The following is a 25,247-nucleotide window of genomic DNA, read 5'->3' on the forward strand; positions in this document are numbered from 1 at the left end:
TTGGAAAGAACGATGCATCAACAAAATCGACGATCATTCTTAGCGACTTCCGCTGGCGCTTGCGGTTTTGCAGCGGGACTTGCCAGTTCAATTGGTAGTGGAAACGAACGGTCCTCCAACGACCGGATCAATCTTGGCGTGATTGGTCTGGGGTCGCGCGGGTACAACTTGATCGACGAGTTTTTGCGTTTGGATGGATGCCGGATTGTGGCGGTCTGTGACGTGGACGAGTTTCATCATCGCGATCGGGCATGGGGAAAAGGAATTGCATTTGGGAGAATTCCCGCAATGAAAAAAATCGATCAGGCGTATGCAAAACAAGCTGGCAAGGTGACGCAGGGGGGCATCAAGTCCTACAGCGACTATCGCGAGTTGATCCGTCGCGACGACATCGATGCCGTCGTGATTGCCACACCGGACCATTGGCATGCAAAATGTACGATCGATTCGTTGGCAGCTGGCAAAGACGTTTACTGTGAGAAGCCCGTGACTCATTTGTTTCACGAAGGCCAGTTGGTGTACCAGGAAGTCGCTAAACAGAAAGCTATTTTTCAAACTGGTTCGCAGCAACGCAGTGACGAAAAGTTTCGCCGCGCGGTCGAAATCGCTCGCAACGGATTGCTGGGCGAAATCCACGCCGTCGAAGTCGGTTTGCCAATGGGCTACGAAAAACCTCAAGGCGACACAGCAGTTGCAAAGCCTCCGAAACAGTTGGATTACGATTTTTGGTGCGGCCCATCCGAAGTCCTGCCGTACATGCGAGCACGCCATCATCGATGGTGGCGAGGCCATCGAGCTTACGGCGGCGGCGTGCTGATGGATTGGATCGGTCACCACAATGATATCGCTCATTGGGCACTCGACGTGGACCAGAGTGGACCCGAGAGCGTCGAGGCAGTTGACTGGACATTTCCTGAAGGTGACGTCTACAACACGCCAGCAAATTACACGCTCCGTTGCGAGTACGAGGGTGGGATTCAAAGCTCGATTTCGGTCAACAATCGGCAAGGTTTAAAGTTGATTGGAAGCGATGGTTGGGTGTTTGTGACACGAGGGAAATTGGAATCATCGCATGCCGACTGGAGTAAACCTGATTTTGTTCCTGGCCGCGTCAAGGTCTACGCGTCGGACAACCATGCCAAGAACTTTCTGGATTGCATCCGCTCTCGTGAAGCATGCATTTCGCCAGCACAAACGACACATCGAAGCATCACGCCGGGGCACTTGGGTTATGTGTCCAACGCGGTCGGTCGCAAGCTGAAATGGGATGCCACAAACGAGTTGATCGTGGGCGACGATGAGGCCAGCAAGTTGCTGATGGAGATCAACTATCGTCAGCCATGGTCATTGACGTAGTCACGCCAACATTTGTCGACCACGCGGATTTCAACGTTAGCCGCTGGCGATAGCCACGGTCATTCATCAACACGGCAAATTTGCGCGACCAAATCGACGAGTTATCCGTCGCACATGATCCAAATTTTCAAGACCGCAAAATGCCCGTGGCTAGCACCAGCGGCCTGATTCAGCACGCTTCGGTTTTCTTAAAACGCGTCAAGCATGTAGCCTGATCGGTAACTGCGGTTGCGCACCTGGATGGTCGGTGCGGACAATCCGTTGCTGGTTGCAAATGGATTTTGAACACTGCGCGGCGTGCTGTCTGCTGGCGGTATCGCGCGTCGGGATGCTCTTGGATCGGCGGGCGCCGTATTTCCAAAACGAACGCGACGTTGCCGAATAGCCGGGTTATTGACTTTGCCATCGCTGGTAAAAATCAGCGGTTCCCAATCAATGACGCAGTTGGGCATGGCGTCACTAAGTTTCTTCGCCGCCGCGTAGCTGACCGAGCAGCGCTTAATATTTAGATAGCGAAGTTGCTTCATCAGATAGACGTGCTGCAGCCCGTTTTCGGTCACCGTTGTGCGTTCTATATTCAGATGTTGTAACTCAGGACAGCGCGAGAGGTCCTTCAGTACTTGATCGCCCAGATACGTGTGCGCTGCGCAAAACCAACGCATCTGTGAATCGGATAGCCACGGTAGCGATCCACGGTCCAAACTTGCACGCGTCAGGTCCAACGATTGTAAATTTCGCAGCGACGAAAGCGGTGTGAGGTCGTTGGTGCGAAGTGTGACGTTTGACAGGCGCAGTCGCTCAAGTTGCTCGATGCGGGCAATCGATTCGATCAGCTTTTGTTTGTCAGTCGTCGATTGAAAACGGCGGTTGTTCGTCGAAACATTTGTGACCGCACGAAAGAAATCGGCGCCCAGTGAATTGGCGAGTACGGAAGGCGGTGATTTAACTTCACCTGGCAACAGACTGACCAGCATGTTCTCCCGAGGTTCGTACATCACGAACGCGCCTTGGGCAACCAGGTGATCGACAGCGCGGGATTGTTGTCGTGATTGGCGATAGACGGCGCTGAACCATGCGAATACGCCGGCGAAGACTACCATCGCGATCAACAAGAGTCGCAGCGAGAGTTTTCGCCGTCGGCGAATTCGCGACTCGGCTTGCTGCGTCAGAAAATCCGTCAGTCGACCAATCTGCGATTCTAAACTCGCCAATCGCTCGGCGAGTCCGTCGGCGCTGGTCGCAGGCAACTCGGAATGCTTGGCAGGTTCGTCAGACACAGCAACAGGCTCGTGATCGGCCGGAAGAATCGAATCACTCAAGCCAATATCTTAGCAATTGATGACGCTAAGCGTTGAAACCCAATGCCGCGAGCGATTGGAAGGTGATCATGGCGGCGACGTAGGCCATCACGGTCATGTAGACGAGCTGAAAAATTGCCCATTTCCAACTGCCGGTTTCGCGTTTGGTGATGGCTTGCGTGGGCAAACACTGCATCGCCAAGACGTAGAACACCAGCACGCTGAAACAGACGGCGGTGGTAAAAACGGGTGAACCATCGGCGCGTTTTTGCCGGCGGAGTTTTTCGACCAAGCCCGCTTCGTCGTCGGCTCCTTCTTCGCCCATCCCGTAAACAATCGAAAGCGTTGACACCAAGACTTCGCGAGCGGCAAACGAAGAGACCACGCCGACGTTGATTTTCCAATCAAAGCCGAGCGGTGAAAAAATCGGTTCCAATGCTTTGCCCGTACGTCCGGCGATCGAGTATTCCAGGGATTGCTGTGCGAGCGAGCCGCTATCAAGTTCAGCCGAATCGTTTTGCTGAGCGACGGCGGATTCAGGCAGTTTTGGATACGTCGCCATGGCCCACAAGATCACCGAGATCAGCAAGATAATGCTGCCGGCATTTCGCAAGAAGACCGAGGCCCGATCTAGCGTGGTGAAAAACGCGTTGCGAAGCGTAGGCATCCGGTAGGGCGGTAGTTCGATGACCAGTGGCGCGGCTTCTCCAGCGATGATCGTTTTCTTTAAGCACCAAGCAGAGAGCAACGCGGCACCTAAGCCCAGCATGTAGGCGCCGGCAAACGTCAGTGCCGCCAGCAATGGGTTTGCACCAAACAGCAATGCCGAGATCATGGCGTAGACCGGCAGACGGGCCGAGCAGGTCAGTAGCGGCAGAACGAGAATTGTGACCAAACGGTCTCGCCAGTTTTCGATGGTTCGTGTGGCCATGATGCCAGGGATGGCACAGGCGTGGGCGGACAACATCGGTACGAAAGCTTTGCCGGGTAGCCCGACGCGTCGCATAATGCGCTCCATCACGAAGGCGGCGCGGGCCATGTAACCGGAGTCTTCTAGGATCGTGATAAAGAAAAATAGGATGCAGATTTGCGGCAAAAAGACTACGACGCCAGCGATGCCGCCGATGACGCCGTGCAAAATCAGGCTGCGGAAATCTTCTAGCGGCAGCAACGCAATCAAGAGTGACGTCACGACAGCCACACCGATGGCGCGCTTGCCCCATCTGATTTCCGCGAGTCGGTAACCCATTGCAAACGTTGCCATGCCGATCGCAGTGATCAGCGGAATCCAGAGTGCTTTGTGGACCGTCTCGGTTGGAATGATTCCGTCGACTCGATCTGAAATCCATCCAAAACCCGATTCGATCGCCGACATGGGAATGTCAGCGAGCGAGAAAATCAGAAAGAACACTGACAGCATGATCGCTAGCAGCGACAAGGTTCCGACCAACGGCGCGGTCAGAATGCGATCGATCCATTCGTAGTTTTCGTTACGCGGTTCGCGGTTTCCCGAAACCGACTGAGCCACAACCGATTCGCTCCAGTCAAACGTGGCGGCGTATCGACAGCCCGTGCAACCAACCGAACACGATGGTCTGGCGATCGGCAGTGCCGGAGTGGCGCGGTTTTTTGCCAGCAGTGCATCTAGTTCACGATGAAACTTGTCCAGCCCGAATCCCGTTCGCGCGCTGACCGCGACGACGGGACATTCCATTTGTTTGGAGAGTTTTTCTTGATCGATTTCGATGCCAGAAGATTCTGCCGAATCGATCATGTTTAAGACCGCAAGCGTTGGCAGCCCCAACTGCAACACTTCGTTGGCCAACAAGAGATTGCGAGACAGGTTGGTTGCATCCAAAACCAACACGACGGCGGCGGGTGTTCCTAGGCGTCTGCCCTGCAAGGCTTCGGAGGAAACCGTTTCTTCAGGACTGGTAGGCTCCAGGCTATACAGGCCTGGTAAATCGATCAGGTCAATAAACGTGGGCGGCTGAGACTGGTCGGGCGATGCGATCGGCATCGTGACTTTGCGCAAGTCGACCGTGATGCCGGGATAGTTGGCCGTCTTGGCTCGCATCCCCGAGAGCGCATTGAAGAGCGACGTTTTGCCTGTGTTGGGATTGCCAGCGAGCAAGACGATGTCAGTCGTTGGAGCGCAGGCCTGGGGCGCGGCAGAGTGGGGCGCGGCTGGGGACACCGGGTGCTATTTCGCTTTGCGAGCGAGCTGTGGGGAGGGATGGCTTACCGAAACATAGGAAGCCAAAGCCCGAGACAGGCCGACACGCGAGCCCGATACGCGAACAATCATTGGATCGCCGGCAGAAATCAATTCCAGCGTTCGGCCTTCACAAATTCCCAGGCTCTTCATTCGAGTCTGGCTTTGGCCGTCAGCATCGACACCCACGCATACGAAATTTCCGACCTGAGCTGTCGAAAGACGATCAACTACCGGTGCGGTTTGTACTGGTGAATCGAGCAGAGGATGATCCATGGTTTGAAAGATACCTGTCGGGAGTTGATCCCGTGACGTCAATCGGGTGGAACAAAGGTGGGCAGCAATCTTGGCAGAAGTGCCAAAACGCTGAGAGAGATCTTAATGAGACTTGTTCTCATTATCAATCTAGCTAAGGCGAAGAACACACCAAATTTGGCCAAATGCACCAAAATGCCGCAGGCGATGGCATTTTAATGTGTTTCACGGGCCTCCAGCGGGGCTTATTTATTTAGACCATTCGCTTCGAGCGTCTTATCTAACTGTCGATCAAGCTGTTTCAGCTTGGCGGCGTAACCGGGGGCACCGGCCAGATTGGTGAATTCGGCTGGGTCGGACTTCATGTCGTACAGCTCGGCAGATCCGTCTTTGTATCGCATCAGGTGCCAACGGTCGGTGCGTAGCGAATGTCCTTTGTGAAACGACAGGGCGGCGTCTTTCACTTTGGCACGGGGATCCGCCAAGATCGGCACCAGGCTTTTTCCTTGGACGGAATCGGGAATGGGCAAACCAGCGAGTTGCGAAAGTGTTGGGAAAATATCGACCAGTTCGACAACCGAATCCGTCTCACCGGTTTTGAAACCGGGAGCGGATATTACCAACGGCACGCGGAGGACTTCTTCGTGCAAGTTGGATTTTTGCCAAAAGCCGTGTTCGCCCAAGTGGTAGCCGTGGTCGCTTGTAAAGACGATCGCCGTGCTGTCGCGCAGGCCTGCTTGATCCAAGGCATCAACGACACGGCCAACTTGCCGGTCCATAAACGCGACCGAAGCGTAGTAGCCAGTCCACATTCGTTTTTGGTTGTCGGGATACTTGCCAATCGCGTTGGTGGTCGAAACGGTGTTGGCGATTCCCTGTTTGGGAATGTCTGCCAAGTCATCGTCAACGGTTGCGGGTAATTCGATTTGTTGCCAAGGATACGGTGCGAAGTACTGCCGCGGCGCGACCATCGGATAGTGTGGGCGAACGAAACCGACGGCCAGGAAGAAAGGATCGTCTTTGTGTTCTGCGATTAACTCGCATGCTTTGGTGGCCGATTTGTGATCGGGTTGGTCGCTGCCGTCGCCGTCGTACTGAACGGTGACAAACATGCGATGTTTCATCTTTGTCGATTCGCGGTTTTCTAAACTGGTCGTGAAGATGTTTTGGTTCAAACAGGCATAGTCGCCGGGCGTGTGTGCCTCCAAGCCAGACGAATTGAATTTCTCGGTCCACGACGAGGCGACATCCAGGCCATCGGTACCATCGATGATGTCACCGGGAACTCGCATGTGATAGATCTTGCCCACTCGTGCGCTGTACCAACCGTTGTCGCGGAAATGTTTTCCCAGGTTGATGTCGCTCTTGCCTTCGTAACGACTGTGCATGAACGACTCCCGCGAAGGAGCACACCAAGTCCCTTGGCAATACGCATGTCGAAACAACATGCCCCGCCGGGCCAACGCATCAATGTGGGGCGTTTTGCAATGCGGATCGCCGTAGCAACCCAAGACGCTGGCTTTCAAGTCGTCTGAGATGATGAACACGACGTTCTTGATTTTCGGCTCATTAGCGAAAGTGCTCAGGGAACACATTGCGATGAGGAGTAAGGCAAAGATTGAACGCATGGGAAGCAGAGTCCTGTGAGCCGCGGGCGCTAGCCACGGGCATTGATCGATGATGCAAAACCGCTTTAGTGTAAGGAAAACCCAATCGCTCCGCAGAGTTGGATGTCAGGCGCGTCCCGGACACGGGATACTGCAAGAGGCCCGTGTCTTGCGTCAGCGGCTCACAAAAAAACCGCGACACTTCAAATGAAGTGCCGCGGTCCATGTTAGCAATCGTCGTAGCGCGAAACTACTCGATGATCTTTGACAAGTCAGCGATCACTGCATCGACGTTCATGTCTTTGACGCTAGCGAATGCGTGGTTGGCTTTCACGCCCATGTTGGAAGCCAATACGACGGTGACTTCAGCTTTGGCGTTGATGCCGTAGTTGTCGGGACCGTTTTCGAATTCGTTTGGAATCACGAATGGAATGTTTTTGGCGCCGGTCTTAGCAGCAAACTTCTTCGCCGTTTCGGTGACATCATCTTTGTCTTCACCCATGACGTTGACGAACGCACGAAGAGCAGCGTCTTCGTTTTTCGTCACAGCAGCGTCTAGCTTTTGAACCAATTCAGCCACTTTGGGATCGGTCGAACGCGTGAACACCATGACTTGTGGCTTTCGGCCATTGCGACAGCGGTAGCAGAGGTTCTTGCCTTCTTTAACACCATCTTCTTCGGCACCACAAAGTTTGGTGACGTAGAACGCGCCAATGGAATCGCCCTTTTGCGGACCGCTCTTAAGCGCCTTCGTGGCAGCTTCCTCTGCGTTCAGGGTGACTGCCGATGCCATCAAGGCGACGAGGCCAAGGCTGAGTACAGAAAAATTCTTCACGGGATTTCCTTTCGGAGGGAGGGAATGCAACCATGCTACAAATCACATGGTGAACGTTTCGATCAGTTGGGTGTCGAGACCCGATCATACCAGGGCCGCGACGACGAACATGCTAAGAGACGTGCTTGCCGAAGGCAAACTGTCGCCGAGCTTATTCAACTGGAGAATTCTCCAGTACCGGGAAGTCTTTCGCAACGCAAAGGCTACTGGAACGTCGAATTCATGACTATAAATGACTGTTCGACTTAGTCGCCCGCCGCTCGCCCGCCCCTTTTTGTGCCCCATTTTTCTGATGGCTTGGACAAATGCGAAACTTGTCGTTGTTTGCAGTTCACTTTCTATGGTTCACGTCGCTCGCAGCGGGGATTGAGCTGAATGCGGATAGCTCGCGTGATAGCAAAGTCCACACCGCTGTGACGCACCGTTCCCCCGTTGATCTCGCTATTTCCCCCGATCAGGAGTGGCTGGTCACGGTCAACGAGACATCGGACTCGGCTTCGCTAATCCGTGTCAATGATGGCCAAGTGGTCGATGAACTCTCAGTCGGTTCGCACCCAGCTGATGTAATGTTCACTCCTGATGGAAACAAAGTCCTGATCACAAGCAGTTGGTCCGGCGAACTGACGGTCGCTGCCATCAAGGATCAAAAGCTGACAGCCGAAGCTGTGGTTCAGATTGGCTACCAGCCCTGCGGCATTGCGATTACTTCATCAGGGGATCGCGCGTTCGTAGGCTTGGCGGCTGCGGGACAGGTCGCGGAAGTGGATTTGAAAACTGCGTCACTGACACGGCGCATCGCAGTGGGACACTGGCCACGATATTTGACACTCACGCCAGACGACCAACGCTTAGCGGTTGGGCTGGGCGGTGAAGGCAAGATTGCGGTGTTGGATACCGAAAGTGGTGAGACGCTGTATGACGAACCGCTCGCCAGTGGCATCAACTTGGGGCATATGCTGACCAGCAAAGACGGCAAGTATGCGTACTTCACGTGGATGGTTTATCGAAACAATCCCATTGATGTCGGGAACCTGCGCCGCGGTTGGATCTTGGCAAGTCGAATTGGACGGGTTCGCTTGGACGGTCCCTCGTACCGGGAAGCCATCTCGTTGGACGTGCCTCGCAAAGCCGTCGCCGATCCGCACGGTATTGTTATCAGCGCTGACGAGAAACGAATGATCGCTTCGGCTGCGGGAACCCACGAGTTACTGGTATACCGATTGCCCGACACTCCGTTTGTGGGCACGGGCGGGCCAGGAGATTTGATTGATAGGGGGTTGGAAAACGATCGAGACCGATTTGATCGCATTCCCGTCGGCGGCCGGCCAATGGGGATGCAGATGACCGATAACCAAACTGTCTATGTCGCCAACTATTTGCGTGACAGTGTTCAAATCGTGGATCTCGCCAGCAAGGAAATTGTCGGAGAAATCGAGCTAGGTGAGTCGCCGAAACAGTCGCTAGTCGATCAGGGCAGGGAGATCTTTTATGACGGGACACGTAGCATGGACCAGTGGTACAGCTGTCATTCGTGTCATCAAAACGGGGGCGTCAATTCGCGGCCGATGGATACGATGAATGATGGAACGGTTCGCACGTTCAAGACGGTGCTGCCATTGTTTGACGTGGCAAAAACCGCTCCGTGGACGTGGCATGGCTGGCAAGATGATCTGACCGAAGCGATGCACAAATCGATCACGTCGACGATGCTGGGCGAAGAACCGAGCGCCAAGGATAAGCATGCCCTAATTGCGTATTTAAAAACACTCAGTCGCCCACCCAATCCTTTTCGCAATGATTATGAGTTGGCGGAATCAATCGATCGAGGCAGGGCACTTTTTCACAGCAGCAAAACCGCCTGTGCTGATTGTCACAACGGACCGCATTTTACAGACGGACAAGTTCACGACGTTGGGCTGGGTTCGGCCGATGATGCTTACGAAGGTTACAACACGCCGTCTTTGATCGGCACTTACCAAAAAGTCCGTTGGCTGCATTCGGGACGCGCAAAAACGTTGGAGCGAGTCGTCAATGAACTGCACAGTCCCGAGAAAGTGTCCGGGACCGACAAATTGTCCGAGCAAGAATCGGCAGATTTGATCACGTATTTGAAGTCGCTGTAGTGGGCAACGGAGGTGTCCGGTAGCCGTGGCCCGCTCGGTGCAGCATTAGCACGTCAGTTGTGACCTAACGTGTCATGTGCTGGGAAAGTATGCCAGCATGAACACAGCCACTCTGTGCCCACCCGAGCCGCAATCGGTAAAGTCGACGTCTTTGGAAAATGCCGACGCGATGCTGATCGCATTGCGATCCCAACGGTATGTCGTGGTCCGTCGCGATCGTCCCTTGCGGCTTGTGCCAGCAGAGAGGGTGTGCAAACGCGTTCGCGATTTAAAGCCGGGCGATGAAGTGTTTTACAACGGACGACGAGACGAAGTGCTGTCGTTGTGCGTGTACTAAAGCATGTATGCGAGCGTGTTGTCTGGCTGCGGTCCTATCGCTGTTTTAGCAACTGATCCATCACACTTTGATTTCCCAGGTGATGTCCGCACAACGCGATCGCCAATGCATCGGCTACGTCGTCTGGTTCGGGGACCGTTGAGAGTCCCAGTTGTAGTTTGACGGCCAATTGCATTTGGCTCTTGGGGGCACGACCGTTGCCGGTCAGCACTTTCTTGACTCGCGTCGGTTCATAGTGCACGACGGGGATTCCCGCCGTCGCTGCAGCCAAACAAATCACTCCGCGAGCGTGTCCCATCAGGATCGAAGTTCGCACCCGCTCGTAGTGCGAGAACAGTTGCTCCAGCGACATCAAGTCCGGGTGATGCAGCTGGATGACTTCGGTGACGCCTTCGTGCAGTTCCGCCAATCGTGTTTCGATGGGAGCTTTGGCCTTGGAACGGATGATGCCGGCTTCGCACAGTCGAAACTGTCCCAGACCTTTATTGCTGGTCACTTCGATGACGCCGTAGCCGGTCGTGTTCAATCCTGGGTCGATGCCCAAGATGATTCTTCCGCTCACGAACTACGTTCCCACGAAGTGCCTTCTTTCTTGTCCAGTAGAGCGACGCCCAGTTCGGTAAGTCGATCGCGAATTGCATCGCCGGTGGCGTAATCTTTTCGCTCGCGAGCTTCCTTGCGAAGGTTGATCAACAAGTGGACCACGCCGTCCAGCAGATCCGCGTCGCCGCCATCCCCTCCGGCACGGACAGTTGGTTTGACGAAAATTCCTAGCACGGCCGCCAAATCGCGAAGCACGGTGGCGGCTTGCACAAAGGAAACCACGGCAGGCGATTGAACGTCAGCACCGGTAGCCAGTTTGTTTTGGTCGATGTGTCGGTTGAGCGAACGCAGTGCATCGAACAGCACGCCGATCGCCGAGCCGGTATTGAAGTCATCGTCCATGGCAGCGAGGAATTTTTCGCGAATCGCTTTGATGTCGATCAGCAATTCGTCTTTGCCGGGATCGAAGTCGCCTTCGTCGCGATGCCGATTGGTGGGCAAATCGTAGAACGACCCGCCAGTGATCTCTGCGAATCGATCAAAGAATCGATAGAAACCTTCTAGCGAAGTGCCTGCTTCGGCCAAAGCGTCTTCACCGTAGACAATGGTGCTGCGGTAATGCGATCGCAGCAAGAAAAAGCGAATGCGTTCACCCGTTTGCTGACGAATCAGATCCGCCAACCCACCGGCACCTTTGCTGCGCGAGATTTTTCCTGACTCGGCTTCTTCGGCAGACTCTTCGCGATCACTCTTGCCGCCGACTTTGCCTTTCTCGCCAGCGCGCATCAGACCGTTGTGCATCCAGTACTTCACCATCGGTGCATCGTGGCAGCAGCTGCTTTGTGCCAATTCGTTTTCGTGGTGCGGAAACATCAGATCCAATCCACCGCCGTGGATGTCAAACGTGTTGCCCAGGATTTCGTGACTCATCGCCGAGCACTCAATGTGCCAGCCCGGTCGGCCTTTGCCCCAGGGGCTGTCCCACGACACGTCGCCTTCTTTGGCACTTTTCCAAAGTGCGAAGTCACCGGGGGAACGTTTCTTTGCCGCTGCGCCGCCGCCTTCGCCTTGCTGGTCGTCGAGGCTGCGATTGGAAAGTTGTCCGTAGTTGGGGTCTTTGTTGACGTCAAAGAACACGTCGCCATCGACGGCGTACGCGAAGCCTTTCTTTTCCAGGTCTTGGATGAAGCGGATGATGTGCGACATGTGATCGGTCGCGCGAGGCAGGTAGTCGATTTGGTTGACGCCCAATTCTTTTAGGTTCGCCAAGTAATCCGCCGTCATCTCGACGGCGATCTGACTCATTGGGATGCCGCGTTCTTTGCTCTTGTTGATCAGTTTGTCATCGACGTCAGTGATGTTGACGACCCACGTCACGTCGTAGCCGCTGTAGCTGAGGTAGCGTTTGATGGTGTCAAATATGACGGGACCAACCATGTGGCCGATGTGCGACTCGGCGTAGACGGTCGGCCCGCACAAGTAGATGCCAACTTTGGGCGGAGCGATCGGTTCGAAAGGCTCCTTGGTCTTGGTCAGCGTGTTGTAGATGCGGATTTCAGCAGTCGTATTGGTCACGGTGTCAGAACTCTGAGGGGCGGTCGCGGTGCTCATGGAAGCGGTACTCATGGATCGCGTTTTGCGGTTTTGAAGTCAATGAGAAGGGACGGCTATACCAGCAATTGCCAATTGCGAACAAGTCGACCAGCTTGGCAACATTGGAGGATTATAGAGGGAGAGGCCAAATGATCGCATAGCGATTCGGCGCAAGTTGGCTCGCTACGGGAATCCGCCAAATAGACTCGTATTCGCGGTCGCCGGTCAATCAGTGATCCGCGGGCCAACGCTGGCGTTAGTCCGTCCAAAAAACCGGCAACACCAGCGATTTGCAAGCAAAAAGCCGATCAGCGTGAGTTTAGATTCCAGTTGTAGTCAATGAAAACGACGCGCACGCTGTGATGCATCGCGGCGTTTTGGGCTGCGGGATTGGGCAACCAGTTGGCGATCGATTTAAGCTGCGACGCCTGATCGTCACCGAAGTCTTCGCCGAACCAATCCAGAATTTCTGACAAGCGAAACTGCCCGGCGGAGACGTCGTGTTGAAAATTCCTTTTCCGCGAGAAAAAGTCCTTTGCATTGGCCTCCAGCTGCTCGTTCAGTTTGGCGGGCACATAAGCCTCATTCAGAAGTCTTGGGCAACCGACTGACGCGCAGACGATCGCAAAGTGGATTCGCGGTTCATTCATCTTGCGCAAAAGTTTGTGTTCGATCGTTTCAAGCGAATACGGGTGACCGCCGACGTACAGCTGCAGGTCTTTCCAAATGTTGTAGCCAAATAATTTCGCCGTGTGGTTGCGAATGCTACTGGTGGGATATTCTCGCAAGATGCCATGCACGGTGACGGCGTTGTAGGCGTTGATCCAAAACGCCAGCTTGACGGACTTCGGTGCACGAGCTGCTGCGTTGGCCGCCGACAAGGTGTTGAGATACTGCTCCAGAGCTGCCCGGTCCGCAACGTTGGCTTTCCAGGCACGGTAGTCGACCATGCCGTTTAGATCGACGTAGGTTGCAAGCAACTTGTTCCACGAATCATGGTCGATGGTTTCGATCGGAACCTTTGTCGACGTCTTCTGGCCCACATAGATCGGCGAACCCGCGTCCAGCCGACTATTGGTTGCTAGGCCAATCAAAATGGAGGCGACGAATGCGAACAGAACGAATGGGGGTGTTGTTTGGCGTGGGTTCATGGGTTGGGAATGATCGGCCGACACGTTGTTCCGCCAATGCAAAAAACATTGCACAAAAAAAGGCGTGGAACCGATGGTTCCACGCCAAGTGATCAATTGCGGTGACGCAAACTGAACTACGAAACGGTCGCTACTTTGGGGATCTCCCAGCCTTCGCGATACTCGCGTTGGACGAATTCGTTGACAGACGGCACGTTCGAACTAGTCAATGTCTTGGCATCCCACTCGATTCGCTGACCTTCGCCAGCACGCATTGCCAAGTTGCCAACCAAGATTGTTTCGGTCAGACGACCAGCGTAGCCAAAGTTGGACATGGTGCCCGGCTTGTATTCGCCTTTGACGCTGGAGACGAATTCCCATTTCTGACGTTCGTCGTTTGTGCCTTTGAACGGAATCCTTGGCAGCGACTGCTCGGGAAGTTTGAAATCCTTGTACTGATCTTCGGGCAGCAAACTGTACTGAGCACCGTAGTCGTTGCCAGAGAAAACGCTTCCCTTGCTGCCGACGATCAAGGCACCACTGGTTTTGCGGCCGCCTTCTTTTTGTTGAGCGATTCGTTTCTGGAACGATTCTGGCAATTTCGCGACCAGATCATCGGCCGGTAATTCACCGCCGTCGTACCAATGGAAATTGCACGCAGGCAAGCCTTCCCGCTCGGGGAACTCGAATACCAATGCGGAGCTGGCCGGGAACATTTCGCCTTCGACGATGCCAGGGTTTTTGACCGCAGTGACTGCGACCGGATCCCACAGTTTCAGCGCCATCACAGGCATGTTGGTTGTGTGACACGCCATGTCACCGAGAGCACCGGTGCCGAAGTCGACCCAGCCGCGCCAGTTGAAACTGTGGTACGCGCCTTTCTTAAACGGACGCATCGGGGCTGGACCGATCCAAGCATCCCAGTTCAGGTTTTCGGGAATCGGGTCTTCGCCTTCAGGGCGACCTTTGCCTTGAGGCCAAACCGGTCGGTTGGACCAAACGTGGACTTCCGAAACATCGCCGATCGCGCCGCTGCGGATCACTTCGACGGCTTCCCGAAGTCCGTCTTCGGAAGTTCCTTGGTTGCCCATTTGAGTGACCACGCCCATCTCACTTGCCGTTTCGCGCATCATGCGTGCTTCGCGGATTGACCAAGTCAGCGGTTTTTGACAGTAGACGTGCTTCTTCATTTGCATCGCACGCATGGCAGCGGCCGCGTGCGTGTGGTCGGGCGTACTGACGGTAACGATGTCGACTTTGTCACCGAGTTGGTCCAGCATCTCACGAAAATCAGTGAAGCGTTTTGCGTCGGCAAACTCACGACCCTTCTTGGTCAACGTGCCGCCGTCGACATCGCAGAGCCCTGCAATCGCGACGCCTTGTTCGGCGATGTGACTGGTGTCGCTACTGCCCTTGCCGCCGACACCAATGCACGCTGCGCTTAAACCCTGCAGTGCCGAATCTTGGGCAAACAAGTTGGGGCTTGTGCCTGCCCAGTAACCCACCGCGCCAAGCGCTGCGGACTGGCCGATAAAACGACGACGTGAAGATTTGCGAGTCATAAAATGTTCCTGGATGGATCTAAGGTGGGCATAGGGGGAAGGTTCATGCAGGCGAAAACAAAAACACGTGTTCGCGACATTAAACGCCGTAAAATAGCAAGGTCCGTTCGGAAAAACAATGATTTGACGGCGGGATCTCATCACAACCGCGACCAATTCGGTGCCAAGAGACCCGTGTGACGCGTTGAATTCCTTTGATCGTCACAACCGGCCGCTGTACGTTTGGCCGGACATTCGCCAGCTGCTTGGGCATTCGCCGCCGCATTTGCCTGTGCATTCGATTGTCAGACTCTCACGCTCCCTCTAATCTGGTTGTCCCGCTCCGCGACCACCGCTCAATCCTTCCTCACACTCCCACCGATTGAAACATGTTTGGACCGACTTTTCGTCTGCGATTCACCGTTTTGCTGAGTTGCTTTTTGCTGGCCGTTCTTGGCTGCGACCGGAGACCATCTGCCGAATCGGTCGTCGAGAGCCAGTCGCCGATTCAGGAGGAAGTGACGCCCGACGATGAATCTGCCGTCGACGCACTGGAATTGCACGGCTACATCCTGACCACCGATTCAAACGGAAACGTGTCGGAACTTTCGATCTCAGCCGAAGACGACATTTCGGAATCGTACAAGCATCTTGCTGGACTGCACAGTTTGCAAATCGCTAGGTTCACAGGGCCGGGGATGACGGACGAAGGCTTGGATGTGATCGCTTCGCTGCAAAGTCTTAAGCGACTTGATTTGACTGATTCCGCCATCACCGACAAGACTCTCGACGCAGTCGGAAAACTGACCAACTTAGAAGCACTCTTTTTGCGTCGAGCTGGCGTTACCGATGACGGGCTGGCAAAGCTGTCGCCGCTAAACAAACTGCGTGCTATCGATTTGCGAAACAGCAACATCACCGATGCCGGAATCGTACACTTGGCCAAGATCAAAACGCTGGCCGACATCCAGTTGGAAAAGTCAAAGGTCACCGACGATGGTCTGGTCGAAGTTGCTGGGCTGCCCCTGAAATCTCTCAATGTCAATTACTGCACTTCGGTCAGCAACGTGACGACGAAGGTGTTGGGCAAAATGCCAACGCTGGAACAGTTGCAGTTGGATTACACCAAGGTCAACGACGAAGGCATGAAGCACTTATCAAAGCTGACCAAACTGAAGCGACTTCGGATTCGCGGTTGCGATGTGACGGGCGAAGGTATCGCGCAGATTGCTGGGTGCAAAAATTTGGCACGCTTCGAATTACGAGACACTTCGCTGGATGATGCCGGATTAGATGTGATCTCTAAACTACCGAACGTGACCTATCTGGATTTGGCTGAATGTCGATTGGTCACCCCCGAGGGGATAAAGAAAATCGGTGAGCTGACAAAACTGAACTACTTGGGGTTTTGGGAAACGAAGCTGAACGACGAAGCATTCGCGGCGTTGGGTAACCTGTCGGATCTGACGGAGTTGGACTTGAAAGCGACTCGGATTACCGATGAATCGCTGCCGACACTGATGAAACTCACGAATTTGAAAAAGCTCAATGTCGCAGGAACCCAGCTAACCGACACGAGCTTCTCCAAGCTTGGCGAAATGAAAAACCTGAAGTGGCTTAACGTTGCCAACACTGGCATTGGGTACGACGTGATCGATGAATTGGCCGACGCCCGCAAAGACTTGCAGGTCATCGAATTCGAGAACTAGCAGCTTCGTTCGACGGACTTTAGAAGCGATCCAGTAGCACCACCACTCGGGCGGAGATCGCTTCGGCGTTTCCGATGGGGCCGACGCCTTCGCCCGTTTTGGCTTTGACGCTGATTCGATCGATTGGCGTGTCGATCAGCTTGGAAATATTGACTCGCATTGCATCGATATGCGGAGCCATTTTGGGCTGTTCGGCCAAAATCACGCAGTCGATGTTCACAACCGACAAATGTTGCTTGCGAACGCGTCGAAATGCTTCGACCACAAAGTCCGCGCTGTCACGATCATGATTTTCGGCTTCGTTGTCCGGAAACAAACGGCCGATATCCGAATCGGCGATCGCTCCCAGTAGTGCGTCGGTGATCGCATGCAACAAGACGTCGGCATCGCTGTGGCCGATGGCGTGAACGTCCGCTTCCAAATCCAGTCCACCAATTCGTAGCGGGCCTGTGTTGCCAAGCCGATGCGAGTCAAAGCCCATTCCGATTCGCATCGTGGGAACTGTTTCGGACATGCTTGGGCTCGCGTTTTTTCGAGGATTGTTGCGGGGTACTTAATTGGCCAATCGTACCTACAATGACCGTTCCAGTCACCGCTCACGAGCCCTGCCGCCATGTCGATCATCAAAGTCCGCGATCTCACCAAGTCGTACCGCGTCTACAAGAAGCGAGAAGGACTGAAGGAGAGCGTCCGTGGACTGTTCCACCGCGAGTACAGCGAAGTTCAAGCCGTGCGCGGAATCGACTTGGATGTCCAGCAAGGTGAGTTCGTCGCATTCTTGGGCCCCAACGGGGCGGGCAAAACGACGACGTTGAAACTACTCAGTGGCGTCATCAATCCCACCAGTGGCACGGCCGAAGTGATGGGGTTTGTGCCCTGGCAACGCAAGAACGAATACCGCCGCCGGTTTGCGCTGGTGATGGGGCAAAAGAACCAGCTGTGGTGGGATTTGCCCGCGCAAGAATCGTATCGCTTGCATCAACAGATCTACGGCGTCCCGGCGGATCGATTCAAAGAAACTCTAGACGAGTTGACGGATTTGTTGGACGTTGGCCGTTTGCTTTCGCAACCGGTTCGCGAACTCTCGTTGGGCGAACGGATGAAGATGGAATTGATCGCCGCGCTTTTGCACAGTCCCGACGTGCTTTTCCTGGACGAACCGACGATTGGGCTGGATGTGATCGCACAACACAACATTCAAAAGTTTTTGCGTTACTACCAAGAGAAACGCAAAATCACGATTCTGCTGACCAGCCACTACATGAAAGACGTGGCAGCACTTTGTAAACGCGTCGTCATCATTGCTCGCGGTCAAATCGAATACGACGGTTCCCTCTCAGGCATTATCGACAAATTCTCCGGCGACAAAATCATCACGCTGCAACTGCCTGATGGCCATCGTCCATCAATGGCTGCGTTCGGCGAAGTGCTGGACGAAAACTGGCCTAAGGTTCGAATTCGCGTAAAGCGTGCCGATGTTCCCAAAGTTCTGACGGAGACGCTGCGCGATCATCCCATCGAAGACGTCGTCGTCGAAGATCCACCCCTGGAAGACGTGATCGCGGATCTGTTTCGCGAATCAAGCGAAAAGCATGAAGCGTCGACGATGAGCTAGTACGATTCGCTTTGGAACTGTCCTTCTCCACGCAGCAAGAACCATAGGCGAAACAGACAGCCCCAAAACAAGATCATCATCGCCAGGAGAGCGAAAAACACGATCGCCAGAATCGGTACCAAAACCGCTTGCGGCGGCATCCCAACAGCCAGGATGAAAAATACGCCGCCGATCAGAGCATACGTCAGCCAATTGGTTAGTTTCTGCAGCTTGAGTGCCCAGGTATCGCGGTGTCCTGGTCGAAGGTACTCAAACGTGCCTTGCAAGTATCGCAACATGCAGCTGATCGCGACTAGCGAAATCAGCGATCGAAATCGCGTCAGCAACTGCGGCACATCAATGACGTCGGGCCAGAGCCTGCCCATGGCGATCCAGATTTGGGCCAGGATAGCGACTGCAACGATGATCGCAAACTTTCGCGTTCCGACCTCGGGAGGCGTCAAACCGCAAAGTGACCAACCCAGCGCGATCGGGATCAAAGTCGCCGACACGCCGACGTAGAGGACGGCTTGCATCAAGCCCGCGTCTTCCATTCGCGTCACGACCCCTGCCGCGACGATGAAGATGGGAATGCAAAAGTAACCGAACATCAGCGACAGAATTCCCATGCGGACCCAGACCCAGCGGCCATCGCCGGGGTCAAACTGGGCCGCTTCGTGTTCCGGCCGGGAGCCGAATCGATCGCGTGGCACCTCGAAAGGGTCAGCGCGATAGGGATTGAGCGGGTCGTTATCTTGGGGGATTCGAGTCATGGGCAGCAGTTTATTGCATCTGGAGATTCCCACCATTGCCCCCTAACAGAGGCAAAAGCTGGCGACCCACTCCAATACCAACGATACTGCTGTCCCAACTTCACTTTCTTATTGGTTCATGCGATGTCGAAATACCGCCGCGACGCAGTGCAAGGTTTCACACTCGTTGAATTGCTGGTCGTGATTGCGATCATCGGGATCTTGGTTGGGTTGCTGATGCCTGCGGTTCAATCCGCTCGCGAAGCCGCCCGAACGGTGCAGTGTAAAAACAATTTGCATCAAATTGGCCTGGCATTTCACACGTACCATACGACGCACAAGATGTTGCCGATCACGCGAGGCGGTCACAATTGGACCGCGTACGTGCTGACCAATGTTGAAAAGAACAACCTTTACAACCAAATCGATTTTGCCAAACCATGGTCGCACGCGGATAATGCCAACGCGGTCGCGACCAAAGTTTCGGTCTATCAGTGCCCCTCGTCGCGTCTTTCCGAACTGGAATACGTCTACTTATCGGGAAATCGCAAGGCCGCGCCGTGTGATTATGCTCCGACGACGTTTGTTTCGCAGAATCTGGTTCGCGCCGGTTACGTTCGGCAAAGGACGAACTACGAAGGGCTGCTGTGGGGCAGCAAAGGCAAGCGTAAATTCAAACATTGTCAGGACGGACTCTCCAATACGATCATTTTGGCTGAAGACACCACCCGGCCTCAGTACTGGGCAGGTGGCAAAATTGGGCCGCCCAATGTCCCGTCGACCGGAGGCAATTTTGGCGTCAGCAATGGCGTTGTCAAAGGCGCCGCTTGGGCCGACCCACGCAACACGATACCCATGCACGGCTTCACCCAGGACGGTTTGGTCTCGCCAGGGCCCTGTCCTGTCAACTGCACCAACAACAACGAAATGTTCTCCTTGCATGCTGCTAGCGGCGTGCATGCGTTGCTAGCCGATGGTTCAGTTCGGTTCCTAGTCGACACAACCGACATCGACGTAGTAGCATCTCTGATCACCGTGAACGCTCGCGAGATCGTTGATATCAACACGGTCGCGCCCTGAAACAACTGCCTGCTACCCGTCCGCCCTCAATATGTCACTCATCTCGATCGACGAAGTCTCCATTGGATTTCGTGGACCCTCGCTTCTTAATTCTGTGTCCGCCAAGATCGAACGAGGACAGAAGATTGGACTTCTGGGTCGCAACGGCGCTGGCAAGACGACGTTGCTGCGAATGCTCTCGGGCAAGATCGTTCCCGATGGCGGCACGATTTCGATCGCGCCGCGAACGACGATCGCGCGACTGACTCAAGACGTCCCTCGCGATTTAACCGGAACCACCAAGTCGATCGTGATGGACGGGCAAGTGCATTCGGGCGACCCGTCAGAAGACTGGGAAATCGAACACGCCGTTGAATCAACGCTTTCGCGAATGGAGTTGGACGCAGACGCTCCCTTCGAATCGCTTTCCAGCGGGATGAAACGTCGAGTGCTTTTGGCTCGCGCGATTGCGATGAGCCCCGATGTGTTGCTCCTGGACGAACCGACCAACCACTTGGATATCCCTGCGATTCTTTGGCTCGAAGATTTTCTGAGCCGATGGAAAAACACCCTGATCTTCATCACTCACGACAGGTCGTTCCTGCAAAAACTTTCCAACCGAATTTGGGAAATCGATCGCGGCAAAATTTTTGACTGGTCGTGCGACTACGAGACCTTTCTAAAACGCAAAGAGCAAGCGATCGCGGCGGAAGAAAAACAGAATGCACTGTTCGATAAAAAACTGGCGGAAGAAGAAGTGTGGATCCGCCAAGGCATCAAGGCGCGGCGGACGCGTAACGAAGGCCGAGTGCGCGCGCTCAAGGCGATGCGAAACGAACGCACCGAACGACGTACCAGCGAAGGCAAGGCCAAGCTGAACTTGCAAGATGCTTCCCGCAGTGGGGCGCTGGTTGCCGAAGTCAAGGATGTTTCATTTGCGTATGACGATCGCGCGATCGTCACGGACTTCTCCACCACGCTGATGCGCGGTGACAAAGTTGGCATCATTGGTCGCAACGGTGCCGGCAAGACAACTCTGTTGAAGTTGCTGCTAGGTCAGTTGGAACCACAGCACGGCAACGTCCGACTGGGAACCAATTTGCAGGTTGCGTACTTCGATCAGCTTCGTGATACGCTGGATCCCAACAAGACGGTGCAAGACAATGTCGGTGAAGGTGCCGATCGGTTGGAGATCGGTGGGAACACGAAGCACATTCTTGGGTACCTACAGGATTTTCTGTTCACTCCCGAACGCGCACGCACGGAAGTTCGATTTCTCTCGGGCGGAGAACGAAACCGAGCATTGCTGGCCAAGCTGATGACACAGCCGGCAAACGTTATTGTGTTGGACGAACCGACGAATGATTTGGATGCCGAAACACTGGAAATGTTAGAAGAGCAATTGGCACAGTTCGCCGGAACGTTGCTGATGGTCAGCCACGACCGAACATTTTTGAACAACGTCGTCACCAGCACCATTGTGTTCGAGGATGACGGCGTGAACGAATACGTCGGCGGCTACGACGATTGGCGCGCAGCGATTGCCCGTCGAGCTGAAACCACGCTGCCAGCGGCAAAGTCCAAAGGTAAATCATCGTCCAAAGCAACCGTACCTGCGGCAAAGGCTCCCAAGAAGAAACTGTCGTTCAAGGAAAAATTTGAACTGGAACAACTGCCATCCCAAATTGAGGAGTTGGAATCTCAGATAGCCAAACTGCACGAGGAAATGGCTGACCCCGACTACTTCCAGCAAGGTGGCGACAAAATTGCCGTCGACGCCGAAAAGCTAAAGCAAATCGAAAACACTCTGTCGCAAAAATTTGCCCGTTGGGAAGAACTGGAGGCTTGAGAGCACTGCAATTGATGACGCCGTTCGCAGGGCAAGTTTCTTGTCGCCACTTCGCGGTATCAGTGTTGGCAATCACCCAGACGTTGCGAGTTGCGTCGCATTCTCCGAACCACCACTAATGCATTTCAAATGCTGCTTCGTCGTTTTGAATTAGCAGCCAAACTGAGTCGGGCTTCAGGTTCGCGAACCTTTGCTTCGTTCCATCCGGCCAACGCACTTCCACTGCACAATCGCCTTCGTAGGTTTCTAAGCCTACGCGAAGGGTTTTCTCGTTACTGCACATGTATCCGCTGCCTGCCGTGACTTGCTGTGTCCAAGAATTCTCACCGGCGATGATTTCTAGCGTGGCACCGATGGCGTCTCGATCGCAATTGCGGCCGACCAAACTCATGCCGATCCAATGGTTTGTCGGCTCGCCTTGATTCACCAAAAGAGCCACCGGTTCGGTTTGATGAGTGACGGCAAAGTCCGTTTGACCATCGCGGTTGGCATCGATCGTCCAGAGAGCGCGTCCAACGTGGGGCTTTTGTAGATAGTCACCGACCAATTTGGCCGGTCGAAATGTTTTGCCTTTGTCTGACGAAAAGATCTGCATTGGATGTTCGTACACGGATTTTTCATCGCCCCGTGAAAACATATCGACGTGACCGTTGGCCACGACTAATTCCAAGTCTCCATCGTTATCCAGGTCGGCTGCCTCGGAACCAAACCCCACCAGTTCCACGGTGGGATCGACCAACTGAAGCGACCCGGTCATGTCTCTCCATGATCCAGGTCCCTGCTGTTCGTGATAGATGTTGTACTCTTTGAAAAAATTAGTGATGTAAAAATCAACGTCGCCGTCACGATCAAAGTCGCCTGTCGCGATTCCCATCGAACCTTGTGCCGACCCGCGGTCATCGCCACCCAGCCCACGAATCATCGCGGAATCAACCAGTTCGAATGACTTTTCTTTGTTGGGTTGATTCCAATAGTGATTGTTCGTCATGTCATTGGCGATGATCACGTCCAATCCAGGGAGTTCGTCAAACGATCCAATCACCACTCCTAGTCCGCGTCCCAGCACATCGGGTACCGCGTTCCACTGCTCAGTGCGATCCGTCAGCCCGCCATCAACGTTGCCTTGCCAGAACACGTCGGCCAATGCTGGAAATGCCATCGGTGAGCAAGATCGAATGAATTCGTCGCCGCAGGTTTTCGTGATCGGGTCCAGGCCAGCGCAATACTGCGTAACGACACAGTCCGCGATGGCATCGCCGTCGATGTCGGCAATCGCCGCGCTGGTTGTCCAAGCGGTTTTGTCTTCGGTGGGCGAATTGGGGGCCCGAGAAAACGTGCCATCGCCATTGTTAATGAACAGTGAGTTCAGACCGTAGTTGAGTACTAGAAGATCGGGGAACCCATCGGCGTTGATGTCGCCGACGGCCGCGCCTTGACCAAATCCTCTGTCGTCGGCTTGGGAAAGCTCGCCAACATCGGTGAACTGGCCCAGCAGATTGCGCATCAGTGCATTGGCATCGGAATTCATTCCCTTTGGCTTGCCACCGGCGGCGACCAAATAGAGGTCATCCCAACCATCCCTATCAAAATCGACCGTGGCTCCACCGCAACCCAGCGTCTGGTAAAGCATGATGCCTGGCTTGTCCAAGTCATCGCTGGTACGTCCGTGAAAGGCGATGCCGCGTTGTTTGGCTTCGTCCTGAAATTCAAACTGATCCAAGTCTGTGTCCTCAGTCCCGTCCCGCGGCATCGCCGCAATGGCGTCTGACGCCGCAGAGTCACTGAGGATATTGGCCCCCGGTGAATCGTTGTCAAACGCGGGCACACTGAGCGCTGTTAAGTCCAACGCAAATTCCGGCGCCTGCTGGGTCGATTGCCACGGAGTGTCGGATCGCAGTTTTGCAACGATCGATTTTCGTGTTGCTTCAACGTCGACGCTGTCGTCTTCGGGTAGCGTTAGTGCGACCGACGCCCACGCTTCGGCTTCCCAGCGTCGCCCCAATTCATCAAGCGTCTTCGCGATTTCATTCGCCACCTGTCGCGAAATGCTTCCGGATCGTTCGAATCGCTTTTTTTGTTGATTGAATCGGCTGAGCAACTTCACTCGCTGGTCGATCGCCGCAATCGTGTTTTCAGAAGCACCGACATTCGAAATATCACGTAGAGCGGTGCCCAGCTTTTGCCACGACTCCGTAAGATCCGGGTCAATCCGAGTGGCTTCCCAATAGGCTCGGGCCATACTGCGTTTCTGCTTTTTGAAACGTGCCCAGTCGCCGATCGCCAACCAATAATCGGGGTAGTCCTGAATCGCCTCGGGCTGGCTCTTGGCCCATTGCTGGAGCTTGTCGAATTGGTCGGAAACGGCCAGCGATCGAGCCAGTAGTGCCTGGGCAGGCAGGAAATTCGGATGCGCTTTGGCGATCTCCTGGAGGGTGTCAATCGCGGCGTCGTACTTGTCCTCGTCGAAATCTCTGCGTGCAGAACCAAGCAGCGGGCGTTTGTCGTCGGGATTGCGACTGGTCATTTCGTTTAGCGGATCAGTGTCCATCGTCCGCTGCTGCGTGTTGCTGATCGACGACAACAAATCAACGTCAAAACGCCTTTGGCGAATCAAACGCTTGCCATGCCGAAGCGCCGCCAGTCGATTGTCCGTGCCAGCGTGAAAGTCATACAACAACCGTCGCGACTGATACTGGTCGGGTTGCGCCTGGACAACTTCCTCCAGAAAGCTGATTGATTCATAAAATTCGCCCACTTCAATCATCGCAATCACTGCTTGATGGACTCTCGCCGGATCCGAAAAATTCTGGACGCGGCAAGCCTTGGACAGTAACTCTGCAGCACGCTGTGGCTGCTTGTTTTGGTGAACAACTTGAGCCGCGTTTGTTAACACCAAAGCACTGTCGGGCTGATCAGCCACGGCAGCGTCGACGAATGTCATCGCTTTGGCCCAATCGCCCATTGCGATTGCATTGTTCATCTGTCGAACGGGACGCTGCGGCGTCGTGCGAGTCGTCGACGTTTTGTTGCATCCAACCAGCATGATAGCGATCGTCAAAACTACGATCGCGGAGGTTGGACGGGGCAGTTGAAATAGTTGCATTTTTTGTAATCGACGAAGGCTGAATGGCTTTCTGCAGGATACACGAATCCCAACTGTGAAGCATGTCAACCAATCTGACGCGACCCGCATGTCTGTTTGCGTAAACGGACCGTCTGTGTCCGCTGTCTTTTGAGGTTTCGCTGGATTCTTCGCATCAACCCGTTCGACGCCGTGGCGAAAGAACGGATCCGAGATCCGAGATTCTGCCGAAGCGATTTCAATGACGATCGTCTCGCTCGTGCACTCCCCGATTCGCAAGTAGTATGGGCAAGTAGTGTTCGCAAACAATGTTTGCCCGGCGCGGGAGGACGGTCTGCCGCGTGTTTGCAAAGTGCGGGCCATCAGCGG

19 protein-coding genes are annotated in these 25,247 nt (G+C 54.5%); 7 read left to right on the plus strand and 12 right to left on the minus strand.

The window, feature by feature from the left end:
- Positions 1-12: 12 nt before the first annotated feature.
- A complete protein-coding gene (locus tag K239x_RS01930; RefSeq protein ID WP_145416003.1) occupies positions 13-1,356 on the plus strand; it encodes a Gfo/Idh/MocA family protein in 1,344 nt (447 codons plus the stop codon).
- 188 nt (positions 1,357-1,544) lie between these two features.
- Here the strand turns inward: K239x_RS01930 and K239x_RS01935 are convergent, their stop codons facing one another.
- The 5 genes from K239x_RS01935 to K239x_RS01955 form a co-directional block, all read right to left on the minus strand.
- On the minus strand, positions 1,545-2,633 hold the full coding sequence (locus tag K239x_RS01935; RefSeq protein WP_145416004.1) for a leucine-rich repeat domain-containing protein: 1,089 nt from the start codon (positions 2,631-2,633) through the stop codon (positions 1,545-1,547).
- 67 nt (positions 2,634-2,700) lie between these two features.
- Entirely contained in the window at positions 2,701-4,851 is a 2,151-nt protein-coding gene (gene feoB / locus K239x_RS01940; protein ID WP_145416005.1) for a ferrous iron transporter B, read from the minus strand.
- Between the two features lie 6 nt (positions 4,852-4,857).
- Positions 4,858-5,145 (minus strand): FeoA family protein, encoded by a 288-nt coding sequence (locus K239x_RS01945; protein ID WP_145416006.1) that lies wholly within the window; start codon positions 5,143-5,145, stop codon positions 4,858-4,860.
- A gap of 224 nt (positions 5,146-5,369) precedes the next feature.
- Positions 5,370-6,671, minus strand: coding sequence for a sulfatase (locus tag K239x_RS01950; RefSeq protein ID WP_419189568.1), 1,302 nt, complete (start codon positions 6,669-6,671; stop codon positions 5,370-5,372).
- A 310-nt stretch (positions 6,672-6,981) separates the two neighbouring features.
- The gene (locus K239x_RS01955; RefSeq protein WP_145416008.1) at positions 6,982-7,566 is read right to left on the minus strand and encodes a hypothetical protein; all 585 of its coding nucleotides are present in this window, start codon (positions 7,564-7,566) and stop codon (positions 6,982-6,984) included.
- A 305-nt stretch (positions 7,567-7,871) separates the two neighbouring features.
- Between K239x_RS01955 and K239x_RS01960 the strand changes: the two genes are divergently transcribed.
- Both K239x_RS01960 and K239x_RS01965 read left to right on the plus strand, forming a co-directional pair.
- A complete protein-coding gene (locus K239x_RS01960; RefSeq protein WP_145416009.1) occupies positions 7,872-9,689 on the plus strand; it encodes a cytochrome c peroxidase in 1,818 nt (605 codons plus the stop codon).
- Positions 9,690-9,786: 97 nt separating this feature from the next.
- Complete coding sequence (locus K239x_RS01965) at positions 9,787-10,026, plus strand: hypothetical protein (RefSeq protein WP_145416010.1); 240 nt, start codon at positions 9,787-9,789, stop codon at positions 10,024-10,026.
- Between the two features lie 34 nt (positions 10,027-10,060).
- Here K239x_RS01965 and ruvC read toward each other — a convergent pair whose 3' ends face one another.
- The 4 genes from ruvC to K239x_RS01985 form a co-directional block, all read right to left on the minus strand.
- Entirely contained in the window at positions 10,061-10,570 is a 510-nt protein-coding gene (gene ruvC / locus K239x_RS01970) for a crossover junction endodeoxyribonuclease RuvC (RefSeq protein WP_145422031.1), read from the minus strand.
- 14 nt (positions 10,571-10,584) lie between these two features.
- The gene (gene cysS, locus K239x_RS01975) at positions 10,585-12,180 is read right to left on the minus strand and encodes a cysteine--tRNA ligase (RefSeq protein ID WP_145422034.1); all 1,596 of its coding nucleotides are present in this window, start codon (positions 12,178-12,180) and stop codon (positions 10,585-10,587) included.
- 290 nt (positions 12,181-12,470) lie between these two features.
- Complete coding sequence (locus K239x_RS01980) at positions 12,471-13,313, minus strand: DUF547 domain-containing protein (protein WP_145416011.1); 843 nt, start codon at positions 13,311-13,313, stop codon at positions 12,471-12,473.
- 116 nt (positions 13,314-13,429) lie between these two features.
- On the minus strand, positions 13,430-14,854 hold the full coding sequence (locus K239x_RS01985) for a Gfo/Idh/MocA family protein (RefSeq protein WP_145416012.1): 1,425 nt from the start codon (positions 14,852-14,854) through the stop codon (positions 13,430-13,432).
- A 368-nt stretch (positions 14,855-15,222) separates the two neighbouring features.
- On the opposite strand from K239x_RS01985, the gene K239x_RS01990 reads away from it, so the two are divergent.
- Positions 15,223-16,542, plus strand: coding sequence for a leucine-rich repeat domain-containing protein (locus K239x_RS01990; protein WP_145416013.1), 1,320 nt, complete (start codon positions 15,223-15,225; stop codon positions 16,540-16,542).
- Positions 16,543-16,561: 19 nt separating this feature from the next.
- Here K239x_RS01990 and ispF read toward each other — a convergent pair whose 3' ends face one another.
- Positions 16,562-17,056, minus strand: coding sequence for a 2-C-methyl-D-erythritol 2,4-cyclodiphosphate synthase (ispF, locus tag K239x_RS01995; protein WP_145416014.1), 495 nt, complete (start codon positions 17,054-17,056; stop codon positions 16,562-16,564).
- Positions 17,057-17,155: 99 nt separating this feature from the next.
- Here ispF and K239x_RS02000 point away from each other — a divergent pair, with 99 nt between their 5' ends.
- Complete coding sequence (locus K239x_RS02000) at positions 17,156-18,157, plus strand: ABC transporter ATP-binding protein (RefSeq protein ID WP_145416015.1); 1,002 nt, start codon at positions 17,156-17,158, stop codon at positions 18,155-18,157.
- Here the strand turns inward: K239x_RS02000 and K239x_RS02005 are convergent.
- A complete protein-coding gene (locus tag K239x_RS02005) occupies positions 18,154-18,909 on the minus strand; it encodes a hypothetical protein (protein WP_145416016.1) in 756 nt (251 codons plus the stop codon). The genes K239x_RS02000 and K239x_RS02005 overlap by 4 nt on opposite strands.
- Positions 18,910-19,032: 123 nt before the next feature.
- Between K239x_RS02005 and K239x_RS02010 the strand changes: the two genes are divergently transcribed.
- Together K239x_RS02010 and K239x_RS02015 are read left to right on the plus strand one after the other, a co-directional pair.
- Positions 19,033-19,968 carry a DUF1559 domain-containing protein gene (locus K239x_RS02010; protein ID WP_145422036.1) on the plus strand — a complete coding sequence of 312 codons (936 nt, stop codon included), beginning with the start codon at positions 19,033-19,035 and terminating at the stop codon, positions 19,966-19,968.
- Positions 19,969-19,999: 31 nt separating this feature from the next.
- Positions 20,000-21,796, plus strand: a complete 1,797-nt coding sequence (locus K239x_RS02015) for an ATP-binding cassette domain-containing protein (RefSeq protein WP_145416017.1) — start codon at positions 20,000-20,002, stop codon at positions 21,794-21,796.
- A 115-nt stretch (positions 21,797-21,911) separates the two neighbouring features.
- On the opposite strand, the gene K239x_RS02020 is transcribed toward K239x_RS02015, so the two are convergent.
- The gene (locus tag K239x_RS02020; protein WP_419189569.1) at positions 21,912-24,899 is read right to left on the minus strand and encodes a CRTAC1 family protein; all 2,988 of its coding nucleotides are present in this window, start codon (positions 24,897-24,899) and stop codon (positions 21,912-21,914) included.
- Between the last annotated feature and the right edge of the window lie 348 nt (positions 24,900-25,247).

Source organism: Stieleria marina (genome assembly GCA_007741555.1).
GTDB lineage: Bacteria > Planctomycetota > Planctomycetia > Pirellulales > Pirellulaceae > K23-9.